Genomic DNA, 13,693 nt, shown 5'->3' on the forward strand with positions numbered 1-13,693 from the left:
GAAGCCCGGTTTTTTTGTTTGAAATTCAATGAAAATTTTCAGATTGAAAATCAATTAGTTGCAACTATTTTTAGGTTAAAGTTAGGCAATTTAAAAAAATGTGATTTCCGATTCATAATTTAACATCCTGAAAATGAGTGGAAAAACATGAGAAAAAATGTGCCTGCAATAGTTTTGCTTTTAACTATTCTTATACAACCATTGCGGGCTCAAAATGCCTCCAAGGTTTTTGTTATCAAACAAGGTCAGTCTATTGAGATGACATTAGAAGGTGAGTCAGATTTTTCTTTTTTCGATCAGCTCCATGTGGTCGAAAATGGAAAGAAAACAAGTTATGATCCTAGCCAAATTGATGGATTCAGATTTGAAAATGGAAGGTATTTCCTCTCTAAAAAAGTCAGAGGAACAGAAGAAAGATACTTTTTCCAAATCCCATTTGAAGGAGAAAAGTCGTTGGGTGTCTTTAGGTCTGGTTATTATTTGATTTTGGGAGATGAAGCTATAATTCTTTCTGTGGAAAGCAGAGAGCACACCAACATGGTCAGCCGGGAACAAAAACGGAAAACTTACCTCGGAGTATTGCATTATGCAATGGATGACTGCAATCCGGAGATTACAGAAATGATCAATGATGTCAACCTTTCTTACCCATCATTGGAAAAACTTTTTATTGCCTATCATTCCTGTAAAAATCTGCCTTACCAAGTCCATGCCGAGACTATTCCATTTTTTAAATTGGGAGTTTCTGCGTCGGTAGGATTAGGTATTCTAAACCAAAGAATGAGTTCCCTGGTATTCGAAAACCAAAGTGGTGTCCCTACATTTGAAATATTGGCAGATTTGATTTTTCAGAAATTTTCTCCCCGTACCAAAGTTCAGCTGGGTGTTTCCTCCTTATCGTTTGAAGATGCTTGGAGTGTTGAAGATGTCAATTTTAATCCTGGAGATGAGCGATTATGGTACCAAGAAGAGTTTAAGCTCAATATCATCAAACTACCTGCAATCATTAATTACAATTTTCTCCACAAGGAAACCCAAAGTCTCTATGGAGGAGTTGGCTTGACTTACTCCCTAGTAAAAAAGGAGAGTATTTCTGAAGTTTCTCAATGGGAGTATTATTCTCCATATAGTACCGATCAAATCATTACCAGACCACGCGATCCGGTTTTATTGGATCCGAGCAATACATTTGGATTTATCTTGAAGGCGGGATACAAAAAGAAATTTAATTCTATATGGGCATTTGCCGAAGTCCAGTTCGATAATTTCTCAAACCTTGGTTATGCTGTTTTGAATAGTTCTAATCCTTCTAAATACTCTATGTCAATGAACAGTTTTAAAATTGGGTTAGGGTTTTGAAAAATCACCAATAAATAAACTTTAAGGTGTCAGTCTTAAATCTTTGGTTTTCTCATTTCAACTAATTATCTAGCACTCTATTTAATCAATATATGGTTGGCAAATATTACCGGGTAGCTTTACTGTCTTTTCTCTTTATTCTACCCAATTTTTTGGCCTTTGGCCAAAAGGACTTTACCGAGAAAAATCTATTGGAAAACACCCCGTCAAAATCAGGAATCCCAAGCGATTTTATCCTCGACTCCAGTGGTAATAAAGTCTTTGGTAGAGTTATCCGGTCTTTTGATTTTTCAGATTATGAGGTTATAGAGTTTGAAAAAGACGGAAAAATTACCACTTACGCCCCAGACCAAATTCAAGGTTTTGGATTAGACAATGGGAGATTTTTCCTCTCTAAATTGCTGCCTGATTCAGATGATTTTCAATTTGCTCAGATTTTGTTTTCAGGTAAATACCAGCTTCTGGAGCGAAAGAATAAATTTTTTGTGGATTCAGGGTTGGAGATCATTGAGCTGAAAATTATTCCAAGGGAAAACTATACAGGTAAAAAGAAATTTGTAAAGCTCTATATCAGTACTTTGAAATTTTTAATGACTGGACGTTGTGGGCTTGAATTGGCGCCTAAGATAGAACGAGCCGATTTGGAAGAGCAGGATTTAATTCAGATTTTTATTGAATTCCACGAGTGCGAAGATTATCCCTATGTGGTTCATGTAGATAAAATCCCTTTGGTGAAGGTATCCCCAACTATTGGGATTGGCGGAGGAATGGTTTCTCCAAAAGCACTAGAGGCAATAGAAGGTAGAGCCGTGGATATACAGTCTCCCTATTTTGTTCAGGCGATGATCGGTGGGCAGCTACATGATTTTAGAAAAGCACCACGGTTAAGTTTTGATTTCAAAGTGGGATATAGATTGATGTCAAGCTCATGGTTAGTGAGCCAGATTAGTGGCTCGTATTTATATATCGGATCCCAGGATATTAGACAAGGGAGTTTATTAATCCCTTTAAGTTTAAATTATACATTTTATAAAAAGGAGGCCATGGATTTATATCTAGGGCTTGGTGGAGGTTTTGTTTTTAGCAAACTCAAAAATGAGGAGGGCTTGGTAGATTTAACCAATCTTACCATAAAAGAAACAGTATTGACCTATGAGGATTTAGTCGATGTAAGACCTAAACTTTTCAGTCCTGCAATCAAATTAGGAAGCAATATTTATTCTGGTTCGAATAAAAGCATCTATACCGAGGTCTTGGCAGAATATGCCAAAGCGATGTACATCAGTTATTTGCCAAACTACCACGGAAAGGAATATAATTCATTTTCTGTTTCACTAAGCTTAGGGATTAAATTTTAAAAATGGTCATGAGACGTCAATTATTGGCTTTTTTCCTTTTAATAGGACTTATTTCTTCCTGTAACAAAGAAGAGGTAATACCCAGGACAAATCCCCGGTTTTCTGTCACGATGGTTCAGGATATTTCTGAAGGTGGTGCGGAATTCCGTGCTCAAATGATTGATTATGGAAGTGATGAAATTTTAGAATATGGGTTTGTCTATTCAGAAGGAGAAAATCCGAAAATCGGATATGGGGACTTTGTGAGCGAGCAAGGAAGACCGAATGAGTTTTTTACCTTAAAAGCCATAACCGGACTTATAAAAGGCAAAACGTATTTTGTCGCTGCCTATTTGAAAACAAATGCTGGAATTATTTATTCTGAACCAAGCTCATTTTTAGCCCAAGGAAGTGAGGGATTTGTGTTAAATAGAATTGAATTAAAGCAACCAGTATATTTTGGAGATACAATTTTAGTCTTTGGGGAAAAGCTGAGTTCAAACCCTGCATATTATGATGTAACAGTCAATGGAATACCAGCTTTAGTTTCAAATTTGAGCAATACCGGATTTAAAATTAAAATTCCAAGTTGGTTTGAGACAGAAAGAGTGGATGACGAACATGTCGTGTTGACGATAAACTTAAAAGTGGTTGGGAAGACCTTAGATTTGAGGGAAAGTGTCAGGTTTAAAGAACCAGAATTTATTCCTCAGCCTGTCCAAGAAGTATTTTACAAAGAAAAGGTCGTTGTAAAAGGTAATTACCTTCTTTCTGACGAAGTCAAAGTAATCATGAAAAATGATACCGGTGGAGGATGGGAATTGCCTTTGGTCTCATTTGAGGAAAATGAAGTTGGGTTTTTGGCTGAAATAAACAACTACATTTATAAAAATGGAAGTCTGTTTCTGAGGATACGAGGAAAAGATTATCCGATGGAAGATGTTTTCAAGATGAAAGGGTCTGAGCTAGAGCCAGGTCAATTGATCAGGGGTTCTTCAAGAGAATATTTTGTAGTAAAGGGGTCGAATTTTATCGAGCAATATCAGTCAAATGAATTTTCAACCAATATTCCCGGAATAAATGCCTATTCCGAATATTCATCGGAAAATGAAGTGGTGATGTATTTCAATGGAGAAATTGTGACTCGGGAGTTAAAACTTTTCGCCAACAATTTCGGTCAAAAATCTCAAAACTTTGCAGAGATACATTTCACAGACCCGTATTTGAATTATCTAAAAATGCCATCAGAATTCAGGGATTACAGGTTTATCCAGGAATCAGGTGTTACGGTCGGCGATATTGGCTATTTTTTCCTAGAAAGAAATGTGTATCGGATTGATCCTAAAACGAGAGGAGTAAGCATTGTTGCCAAAGCTCCCGAAAGTGTTTTTCATCTAGCTGGAGGGTTTTCTTATGCGGCCATCAACGGCAAGATTTATTTGGGAGCTGTCAGCAGTTCTGAAAGTCAGGGTTCTTTTTGGGAGTTTGATCCCAAAACAAATGGCTTGAGAAGATTAGCAGATATACCTTCCAAAGCCAAAAAACCAAAATTGGTCTATGCTACCCAAACGCACCTTTATTACGAGGGAGGATATACCCAAGGAGCTGGCGGATATACATGGGATCCGGGAGTTTTTAAATATTCATTTGCATCCAACTCTTGGGAAAAGCTGAACCGCGAGTTTGATAATGATGATTATCTTATCTTATTCAGAACATTCCGATATAATGGAAGTATCTACACGATCCGGGATGAAACTCAATCCATTTACCCGGTTATCAGGAAGTTTAATGAATCCACAGAAGATTGGGAGTTTGTAAGGGATTTAGGGTATTATGAGCGTGTTACTACAGCAAATGAGCTTTTCGTAATTGGGGATTGGGTATACAGCTTTAACCATCAATCATGGGCTGCTTTCAATATGAAAACCTTTGAAAATAAAATTTGGGAAAGAAGCTATGAGTCTTCAAGTTTTGCTATGAACTATTCATTTCAGGCAAATGGGAAGATATATGCTTATGATGGGAATAATTACCTTGTGGAAATAGATCCAGCATATTTTTCTGATTAATTCCCTGCCAATCTGGCAATATCCCCTTTTGGCATAACCCTTGACATTTTAGGAAGAACCTTCGCTATTTGAAGGTTCTTCTTTTAATTTAGCTAAATCCTGACAGCCCATCTGTCAATATGTCTATATGAGTCAATTCGAAAATTCCATGTTCCAAAATTTGATGACCGGTGAATTTGCAGGGGAGGGTGACCTAATCCAGCTGATTACCGAAGATGAAAACGAGGAGCAGGGAAATGAATCTTATGGGGAAGAACTTCCGATTCTTTCTGTTAGAAATACCGTACTGTTTCCTGGAGTCGTAATTCCAATTACTGTGGGCAGACAGCGTTCGATCCGTTTGGTGAAGAAAGCCCAAAAAGGAGATAAATTGATTGGAGTCTGCGCGCAGATCAATCCAAACAATGATGATCCGGCATGGGAAGATATTTACCAAGTGGGGACTCTCGCGAAAATCATCAAAATGATTGTTCTGCCTGATGGCAATACGACAATCATTATTCAGGGGAAAAAGCGATTTAAAATTCGTGAACAGGTGACTGATGATCCATATTTCATGGCGAAAGTGGATTATTTGGAAGAGAATTTCCCAAAGAGTTCCAAGAAGATCAAAGCTCTTGAAGAGTCCTTGAAAGATGCTGCAACACGCATTCTTCATCTCAATCCAGAGATTCCAAGAGAAGCTCAGGTAGCTTTGGACAATATCGACAATACACCTTTCCTAACTCATTTTCTGTCTTCCAACATCAATGCTCCAGTTGAGTCAAAGCAGCGTTTGTTGGAAATCAATGATGGAGTAGATCGGGCTACATTGCTTTTGGAATTTATGATGAAAGACATCCAGATGCTGGAGTTGAAATCCGAGATTCAGAAAAAAGTACATACAGATATCGATCAGCAGCAGAGGGATTATTTCCTTCGCCAGCAGATGAAAGTCCTTCAAACCGAACTTGGAGAAGAAGGTCCTGAAAAGGAAGTAGAAGATTTAAGAGCAAGAGGTGCTTTGAAGAATTGGCCTGAAGAGGTGAAGAAGCACTTCGAAAAAGAGCTTGATAAAATATTAAGAATTAACCCTTCTGCAGCAGAGTATCCAATCGCGCTTAACTATGCTGAAACCATGGTGGAATTGCCATGGAATGAGTTTACTCAGGATAATTTTGACCTTAAGAATGCCAAAGCGATTTTGGATAATGATCACTTTGGACTGGAAAAAGTCAAAGAAAGAATCATTGAATATTTGGCAGTTTTAAAGCTGAAAAATGATCTAAAGGGTCCGATTTTATGCCTTTATGGCCCTCCTGGAGTTGGTAAAACTTCATTGGGTAAATCGATCGCTGCAGCGTTGGGTAGAAAATACATTCGAATGTCTCTTGGAGGTCTTCATGATGAAGCAGAAATCCGTGGACATAGAAAAACCTATGTAGGTGCCATGCCTGGGAAAATCATCCAGAACATGAAAAAGGTGAAGATTTCTAATCCTGTCTATGTTTTGGATGAGATTGATAAGCTTTCTTCTGATTTCAGAGGAGATCCTTCTTCTGCCTTTTTGGAAGTTTTGGATCCCGAGCAAAACAGTACTTTCCTTGATAACTATCTGGAAGTAGAATATGATCTGAGCAAGGTCCTTTTCATTGCTACAGCTAACTCTTTGGAGAGTATTCAACCGGCTTTGAGAGATAGGATGGAGATCATCGAAGTGACGGGCTATACCCAAGAGGAAAAAGTGGAGATAGCGAAGCGTCACTTGGTGCCAAAGCAAAGAAAAGAGCATGGTTTGAAAGCCAAAGAAATCACCTTTGAGAAGGCTGCTTTGGTGAAAATCATCGAGGATTACACGAGAGAATCTGGTGTCAGAGGACTGGAAAGAGCGATTGGAAAGGTGGTTAGAAATATTGCCAAATCCATCGCAATGGAAGAGGAGTATGATACCAAAATCACCAAAGAGGCAGTAAGAAAAATCTTGGGTTCAGAGATTTTCGATAAAGAAATTTATCAGGACAACTCTGTGGCTGGGGTGGTAACTGGTCTTGCTTGGACCAGTGTAGGTGGAGAGATTTTATTTATCGAATCCAGCTTGAGTAAAGGAAGAGGAAAGTTGACGCTTTCTGGTCAGTTGGGTGATGTGATGAAAGAGTCTGCAATGACTGCATTGTCCTATCTGAAATCGCAAGCAGATAGTTTAGGTATAGATCATCGAGTTTTTGATCAGTATGACCTACACATTCACGTGCCTGCTGGAGCAGTACCAAAAGATGGACCTTCAGCTGGTATTACGATGCTTACGGCGATGGCCTCCGTTTATACTCAGCGAAAGGTGAAAGCAAAAGTTGCAATGACAGGAGAGATTAGCTTGATCGGAAAAGTCATGCCTGTTGGAGGGATTAAAGAAAAAATCCTGGCTGCAAAAAGAGCTGGAATCAAAGAGATTATCCTTTGTAAAAAGAATAAGAGGGATATCGAGGAGATCGATCCACAATACGTAAAAGGTATTGAATTTCACTTTGTTGACAGAGTGGATGAAGTCTTGGATATAGCACTTCTCAAGACCAAAGTGGATCGAGCAATTAAGTTCGATTTGAAGTCCGATAAAAAAGATTCATAAGATTGAAAAAGCAATGCCTAACTCAGGACTTGCTTTTTTTATCTCAAAAAAATAGATCTATAACCATATGTTCCGCGTAGGAAAAATCGAGGCAGTTGAAGTGAAAGAGGGAACAAACTAACAAACTAACATGGAGAATATCATCTCACTAACTCCAAGGCAAATAGTTGCGGAGTTGGATAAATATATCATTGGCCAGCATGACGCAAAGCGAAATGTTGCCATTGCACTAAGAAATAGGATTCGACGCTTGATGGTGAAAACCGAGATTCAAAAAGATATTGTACCTAATAATATCTTGATGATTGGATCTACAGGTGTCGGTAAAACAGAAATAGCCAGAAGATTGGCAAAAGTTGCAAATGCGCCTTTTACCAAAGTTGAAGCTTCCAAATTTACAGAAGTTGGATATGTGGGAAGAGATGTAGAGAGTATGGTTCGTGACCTTGTGGAGCAGTCCGTAGCTTTGGTAAGAGAGGAAAAAAATGAGGCAGTCAAACTTAAGGCTGCAGAAGCAGTGGAAGAATTGATTTTGGATATCTTGATTCCTCCAGTAAAAAGTGCTGGTTTTACCAGAAATGCTGTACCTGCTGATACCGATTCTGAACCAAGCAATGATGCTGAATTAAACGAGAGAACCCGCGAGAGATTCCGAGAGAAATTAAGGAATGGCGAACTTGATGATCGTAAGATTGAAATCAATGTCAAAGCCTCTTCTCCGGTAGGAATTGGGATGATCGGAAACGGAATGATGGACGATGCCAGTATGGCGGGACTCCAGGATATGATTTCCGGAATGATGCCTAAGAAGACCAAAAAGAGAAAACTGAGTATTTCAGAAGCTAGAAAAGTCTTGTTGGAAGAGGAAGCATCAAAGTTGATTGATTTTGATGAGGTGAAAGAGGAAGCGATCAAATTGGCAGAAAATAACGGGATTATTTTTATAGACGAAATTGATAAAATCGCTTCTAAGTCTGGCAAAAATGGAGGAGGACCTGATGTAAGCCGGGAAGGTGTGCAGCGGGATTTACTTCCAATTGTTGAAGGTTCTTCTGTCAATACTAAATATGGTGTTATCAATACCGATCACATTTTGTTTATTGCTGCAGGTGCTTTTCACGTGGCCAAACCTTCAGATTTGATCCCTGAACTTCAAGGTAGATTCCCGATCAGAGTTGAATTGCAAAGTTTAACACAAGAGGATTTTTCAAGAATTCTTAGAGAACCAAAAAATGCTTTGACCAAGCAATACCAAGCTTTGTTTGAGGCAGAAGAAGTGTTTTTGGATTTTAATGAGGAGGCAATTGAGGAAATAGCCAGGCTGGCATTTTTGATTAACCAAGAAGTGGAAAACATCGGTGCTAGAAGACTTCACACTGTAATGAGTCATTTATTAAATGATTTTCTGTTTGATGTGCCAGATACCATTAAGGCAAATTCCAAGATAATGGTGACTAGGGAAATGGTTCAAGAGCGTCTTGCCACCTTAGTAAAAAACAGAGATTTATCTCAATACATACTCTAAAATTAAAAAAGGCATCATTTTGGTGTCTTTTTCTTTATGCCCCAATCACTCCTAATTATTACTGGTCACAGCCAGGGACTTGGTCGTGCCGTTTTAGATTTATTTCTGTCCAAAGAATCGTTTCAAGTGTTAGCCATTTCAAGAACCAAACTTGAGCTGGAATCACCACGATTGACACAGATTAGCCTAGACCTTTCTGAGCTTTCAGTCTTAGAGAATAAATTATCCAGCCTTTTCCCAGAAGGTGATTTTGACCAGATTGTACTTTTAAATAATGCTGGCTGGATCGGTCAGGTAAAACCAATAGGTCAACTTGGGCCTAAAGAAATGAGAGAGCAGGTAAATTTGAATTTATTGGCTCCTATGTATCTCACCAACGCTTTTCTAGCAAATTATCAAAGCGATACCACCAAGAAAATTGTGTGTAACATCAGCTCAGGAGCTGCTTCCCGTCCAGTAGAAGGATGGGGTGGATATTGCAGTACCAAAGCTGCTTTGGCCATGTTTACTTTGGTTGCGGCCAAGGAGAAAAAATCACTTAATACGCATTTTTATAGCGTTGCGCCGGGAATCATCGATACCAAAATGCAGGAAGAAATTAGAAAATCTAACGATGCTGATTTTCCTGATTTGGATAAGTTTATCGACTACAAAGAAGGTGGTAAGTTGGTGAGTCCAGAAGAAGTTGCTAAGAAAATTGCTTATCTGATCTTGAATCCAGAAAAGTTTACTGAGGTGATTCAGGATGTCAGAAATTTTGAGCTTACCTAGTTTTCTTTTTTGGATAGTCTATAAACCAAAAGCTAGCGTTATTGGGAGAGATTTCAGACCAGTGATCTGTATCAAATTTAAACCCACATTGACCCGAAGTAGGAAGGTTGTCAATTGGTTTTCCTAGGTATTCAATGAGGTCGTTAAATCCTGGGTTATGGCCAAAAACCAAAATTGTATCGTACTTATCTTTCTGCATCCTTAAATATTTTAGGATTATTTCTGGATGAGAATGATAAAGGTTTTTTTCAATTTGGATTTCTTCCAAAGGATACTGAAAATGGTTGGCTAATATTTCAGCTGTCTGAACTGCTCGAGTGGCAGAAGAAGATAAAAACAGGCTTGGTTTAACCATACGAGCTACTAGACGATCTGCCATCAATGGAAGATCCCGAAGCCCACGTTCAGCTAGTGGTCTATCGTGATCAGCCAAAAATGGCCTATCCCATGCTGATTTTCCGTGTCTGACCAAAATTATTTTCTTCATTTGCTCAAATAAAAAATGATTGTTTTGTTTTTTTTCAGGTAATATTTACATTTAGCGTACTTTCAATTACAATTTATCACAATTTATTATGTTTACCGGAACAGTAAAATTTTACAACGAAGCCAAGGGTTTCGGATTTATCGTTGATGACGAAACTCAAAGCGAAATCTTCGTTCATGCAACCGGGCTAATCGACAAAGTCGCTCAAAATGACAAAGTGACTTACGACGTCAAGGAAGGCAAAAAAGGACCGAACGCAATTAATGTAAAAATCGCTTAATCAGTGATTTTAGGATTATAGTGTTAAGAAACCCCTGAGAACCAACTCAGGGGATTTTTTTTAACTGTTTTGTTCCGTTGGGGGAGGCGGAGTCGGATCCTGATTAGGTCCGGAAATCTTTTCTTCCCATGGATCAGGAATACTTTTGATATATAGATCTCTCTTAGGGAATGGAATTTCTACGCCGTTTTCGGAGAAGGCATCAAAGATGGCAGCCATCACTTCTGCTCTCATTTCAATCCAGATTTCCATGGTTTCAACCCAAAATAGCAACCTGAAATCCACAGAGCTTTCGCCAAAGTTTTGCATATAAACCTTCGGCCCAGGGTTTTTCATGATTCGGTTCCTGGTTAGGATATCCATTAAAATAGTTTGGACTACTTTCATGTCAGAGGAATAACCCACACCAATTATCAGTTCGATTCGTCGCTTTTTGTCTGATAAAGTCCAATTGATAAGACTTTGCGACAGCAAATCTCCATTTGGGATAACGATTTCTGATCCATCGTAAGCCTGAATTTTGCTGGCTCTGATACCTACATCCTTTACAGTTCCAGAATTAGGGCCTACAACAATCTCATCACCAATTTGAATCGGTCTCTCAAAGGCAAGGATGATTCCAGAAACCAAGTTGTTGATGATCGTTTGTAAACCAAAACCAATACCTACAGACAAGGCACCCAGAACGATAGTGATTTTATCCAATGGGATTTTAGCGGCTGTAGCTCCAATAAAAAAACCAATTATCAATACACCGAGTCGGATTAAAAGCACAGAACTACCGAGTCTTTGTTTTCGCGTCAAAGCTGTTTTCTGATCCTGCATAGTGGCGAAATATGCAATGTTGTTTGCCAAAAAGGTAGAAATCAAAAGGATGATAAGGAATAGGAAAATACTTCCGAATTCAAAAGCAGTATTTCCTAATACCCGCTCTTGAAATAAGAATTCACTTATAAAGCGATAAACTTTATCAAAATATCCCAAATGCCAAATAAGTCCGTAGAGCCAGATAGCAGCGGAGAAAAAGATCAAGAATCCTCTCATTCTTTTTTGTAAATCCTGAAAATCAAAAAATGAGGTAAAACCATCGGCACCTTTTTTACTGTATTCTACCAAAAGATAAATAGCCTCCATGGTGACCATGACGAAAAGGAAAAGTCCAACTGCCCGGTAGAAGTTGATGGCACCTGCTACAGCATAGGTTTTTGATAAATTATATCTACCTAAAATATTCATGACCAAGCTAAAAAACTCAATTGCAATTAGGAAGACTGAAGCAATCTTTAGGAAGGTAGAACCTAGGAAATTCTTCATTCTTAGGTCTTTCAAGGTCAATAGCCCCATCACTATAAATAAAACCGATGCAACCATTAAGAACCATCTTTCATCATAAGCCACTTTCCATTGTAAACCAGTTAAAGCAACTAATAAATAGGGTGTCAGAAATAAAACCCAATAGGTAAAGAATTTTTTTCCGAATTGTTCCTTGACCAGAAAAGTTGCCGCGATTACCATTAGTAACGATAAGATGGAAACAAACATCAGTGGTGGCCTATGGAATATTATCAGGTAAAAAGGAGTAGAAAATATCGCTGTTGCAGCAAGAGTATGTTTTCTGAAATATTTTACCCTGTCTAATATTAGTGATGCGAATTCCTTTTCATTAGAAATTGACTTGACAATTGATTTTAGTTTTAGGTAGATGACGAAAAAGAGCAAAGTGATCCCAATGATCGTAACAAGATTTCTTTTAAAATAGAGAAAAAGAATCAGCAAGTTTACCATGGTAGATTCCACGGTAATTTCAGAAAATGTCTGCTCTTTTTTAAAATCTGAAGGCTCCCAAGGATAATGGATTTCTTTTTCCCAGTATTTACTTTCTAATTTATTTTGATTGATGGATAAAAATTGGCGAAGATCCATCAGGAGGATAGCATTTTCGCTAATCCTAGCTTGAAATTTTGCTAATGTAATTTCCTGATTAAAAAATACGCTGTCGACATTTCGTAGGGTGTTTTTTAGGGTTTTTAATTCATTATTTAATACAGGCACTAGCGTGGTGTCTCTTAATGAAAGATTAAACAAACTATCATTTTTAATAGCTGTGATAGTGTTGCCAACCTCTGTTAAATCAACTACTCGATCATTTATGATTTTAGCGAACTTATTATTTTCCTCATTTACAGCTACAATTAGGTTGTCTATTCCTTTTAGGTATCTCAGATTAAGATTTTCTTGGTCTTCGATTGCATTTTCTTTAATACTGCCGATAAAATCCCGAATAGTAGGAATGTCTTCAGCCATCTTGACGGTGTCAAGATCTTCAGAAAGTTTCAATTTGATATTCCCTAACTCGATGGCATGTTGCTGTGCTTTGTTGATTAGTCGGTTTAATAAAGAACCTATTGTTCTGGTGTCTTTATTTACACTTAGAATAGTATCTGTAGATAGAAAAAGGCTATCGAATATCTGGTTTCCAGACGAAATTGGTTTTGGGATGCTATCAACTTTTAAAGTGTCTTCTTGGGCTATCAGATTTATGGATAAAAAGAATGATAGCAAGAAGAAAATTATCGATCTATACATACAGAGGAATTTCACATGAATATATAAAAAATTAAGTATCCATAGTTTGAGAGGATTCTATTCTTCTAAAGGGATATACTTAAATCAAGTCAAATTGACAGTTTTTGATCTAATATTTCAATAAATCAAGACTAAATGGCGGTAAAAATGGGTTGGAATGGATTTTTCTATTAACAGAGCAAAACTTAAAATCACTAAAATCTAAACCAATATTAAAATGAAACTAGTAAGATTTAACCAGCCCGATCCCTATTTCCCAAACACTTTCAGCGGTATGCTAGATAAGTTCTTTAATGAAAATATGGGGTCAACTTTGAATCAATTTAATCCTGCTGTGGATATTTCAGAAGATGATTCTTCTTATGAAATTCAGCTGGCAGTTCCGGGAATCCAAAAGAAGGATTTTAAAGTAGAATTGGTCGATGGAAAACTGACTATTTCCGGAGAGAGAAAAATGGAAGAGAAAAAAGAAGGTAAAAACTATCATAGTGTGGAAACTCAGTATGGAAGTTTCAGCAAATCCTTCTTTGTGCCGGATGATATTAAAGTAGAAGAAGTAGGAGCTACTTATGAAGATGGCTTGCTGAAAGTACATCTTCCAAAAAGTGAAAAGAAAGTTGTAAAAGCAGCTATTGAGGTAAAATAATTGATGAGCAGGGAAACCCTGCTCATTT

The 13,693-nt window shown here is 37.7% G+C and carries 10 protein-coding genes; 8 read left to right on the forward strand and 2 right to left on the reverse strand.

Translation table 11 applies throughout. The features are described from left to right. Positions 1 to 147: 147 nt before the first annotated feature. The 6 genes from FHS59_RS01390 (at position 148) to FHS59_RS01415 (ending at position 9,666) form a co-directional block, all read left to right on the forward strand. Positions 148 to 1,359 (forward strand): hypothetical protein, encoded by a 1,212-nt coding sequence (locus FHS59_RS01390; protein WP_184492627.1) that lies wholly within the window; start codon positions 148 to 150, stop codon positions 1,357 to 1,359. Between the two features lie 92 nt (positions 1,360 to 1,451). Continuing rightward, positions 1,452 to 2,717 carry a hypothetical protein gene (locus tag FHS59_RS01395; protein ID WP_184492628.1) on the forward strand — a complete coding sequence of 422 codons (1,266 nt, stop codon included), beginning with the start codon at positions 1,452 to 1,454 and terminating at the stop codon, positions 2,715 to 2,717. Between the two features lie 8 nt (positions 2,718 to 2,725). Continuing rightward, positions 2,726 to 4,768 carry a Kelch repeat-containing protein gene (locus tag FHS59_RS01400; protein WP_184492629.1) on the forward strand — a complete coding sequence of 681 codons (2,043 nt, stop codon included), beginning with the start codon at positions 2,726 to 2,728 and terminating at the stop codon, positions 4,766 to 4,768. Between the two features lie 127 nt (positions 4,769 to 4,895). Further along, positions 4,896 to 7,370: an endopeptidase La gene (gene lon, locus FHS59_RS01405; protein ID WP_184492630.1), complete on the forward strand. Its 2,475-nt coding sequence runs from the start codon at positions 4,896 to 4,898 to the stop codon at positions 7,368 to 7,370. 130 nt (positions 7,371 to 7,500) lie between these two features. Continuing rightward, positions 7,501 to 8,895, forward strand: coding sequence for an ATP-dependent protease ATPase subunit HslU (gene hslU, locus FHS59_RS01410; protein WP_184492631.1), 1,395 nt, complete (start codon positions 7,501 to 7,503; stop codon positions 8,893 to 8,895). Positions 8,896 to 8,931: 36 nt separating this feature from the next. Continuing rightward, positions 8,932 to 9,666, forward strand: coding sequence for an SDR family NAD(P)-dependent oxidoreductase (locus FHS59_RS01415; protein WP_184492632.1), 735 nt, complete (start codon positions 8,932 to 8,934; stop codon positions 9,664 to 9,666). Here FHS59_RS01415 and FHS59_RS01420 read toward each other — a convergent pair. Next, positions 9,659 to 10,153 carry a SixA phosphatase family protein gene (locus FHS59_RS01420; RefSeq protein WP_184492633.1) on the reverse strand — a complete coding sequence of 165 codons (495 nt, stop codon included), beginning with the start codon at positions 10,151 to 10,153 and terminating at the stop codon, positions 9,659 to 9,661. The genes FHS59_RS01415 and FHS59_RS01420 overlap by 8 nt on opposite strands. Before the next feature lie 88 nt (positions 10,154 to 10,241). On the opposite strand from FHS59_RS01420, the gene FHS59_RS01425 reads away from it, so the two are divergent. Beyond that, complete coding sequence (locus FHS59_RS01425; protein WP_184492634.1) at positions 10,242 to 10,433, forward strand: cold-shock protein; 192 nt, start codon at positions 10,242 to 10,244, stop codon at positions 10,431 to 10,433. A gap of 60 nt (positions 10,434 to 10,493) precedes the next feature. Here FHS59_RS01425 and FHS59_RS01430 read toward each other — a convergent pair whose 3' ends face one another. Beyond that, positions 10,494 to 13,019, reverse strand: a complete 2,526-nt coding sequence (locus FHS59_RS01430) for a mechanosensitive ion channel family protein (protein WP_184492635.1) — start codon at positions 13,017 to 13,019, stop codon at positions 10,494 to 10,496. A gap of 217 nt (positions 13,020 to 13,236) precedes the next feature. Here FHS59_RS01430 and FHS59_RS01435 point away from each other — a divergent pair, with 217 nt between their 5' ends. After that, entirely contained in the window at positions 13,237 to 13,665 is a 429-nt protein-coding gene (locus tag FHS59_RS01435; RefSeq protein ID WP_184492636.1) for an Hsp20/alpha crystallin family protein, read from the forward strand. Positions 13,666 to 13,693 lie beyond the last annotated feature (28 nt).

The sequence above is a fragment of the Algoriphagus iocasae genome (assembly GCF_014206875.1).
In the GTDB taxonomy this organism is placed as follows: Bacteria; Bacteroidota; Bacteroidia; order Cytophagales; family Cyclobacteriaceae; genus Algoriphagus; species Algoriphagus iocasae.

Excerpts from the sequence above, each read along its gene's own strand:
- FHS59_RS01390 (WP_184492627.1), top strand. The coding sequence starts at position 148 with ATGAGAAAAAATGTGCCTGCAATAGTTTTGCTTTTAACTATTCTTATA.
- FHS59_RS01395 (WP_184492628.1), top strand. The coding sequence starts at position 1,452 with ATGGTTGGCAAATATTACCGGGTAGCTTTACTGTCTTTTCTCTTTATT.
- FHS59_RS01400 (WP_184492629.1), top strand. The coding sequence starts at position 2,726 with ATGAGACGTCAATTATTGGCTTTTTTCCTTTTAATAGGACTTATTTCT.
- lon (WP_184492630.1), top strand. The coding sequence starts at position 4,896 with ATGAGTCAATTCGAAAATTCCATGTTCCAAAATTTGATGACCGGTGAA.
- hslU (WP_184492631.1), top strand. The coding sequence starts at position 7,501 with ATGGAGAATATCATCTCACTAACTCCAAGGCAAATAGTTGCGGAGTTG.
- FHS59_RS01415 (WP_184492632.1), top strand. The coding sequence starts at position 8,932 with ATGCCCCAATCACTCCTAATTATTACTGGTCACAGCCAGGGACTTGGT.
- FHS59_RS01420 (WP_184492633.1), bottom strand. The coding sequence starts at position 10,153 with ATGAAGAAAATAATTTTGGTCAGACACGGAAAATCAGCATGGGATAGG.
- FHS59_RS01425 (WP_184492634.1), top strand. The coding sequence starts at position 10,242 with ATGTTTACCGGAACAGTAAAATTTTACAACGAAGCCAAGGGTTTCGGA.
- FHS59_RS01430 (WP_184492635.1), bottom strand. The coding sequence starts at position 13,019 with ATGTATAGATCGATAATTTTCTTCTTGCTATCATTCTTTTTATCCATA.
- FHS59_RS01435 (WP_184492636.1), top strand. The coding sequence starts at position 13,237 with ATGAAACTAGTAAGATTTAACCAGCCCGATCCCTATTTCCCAAACACT.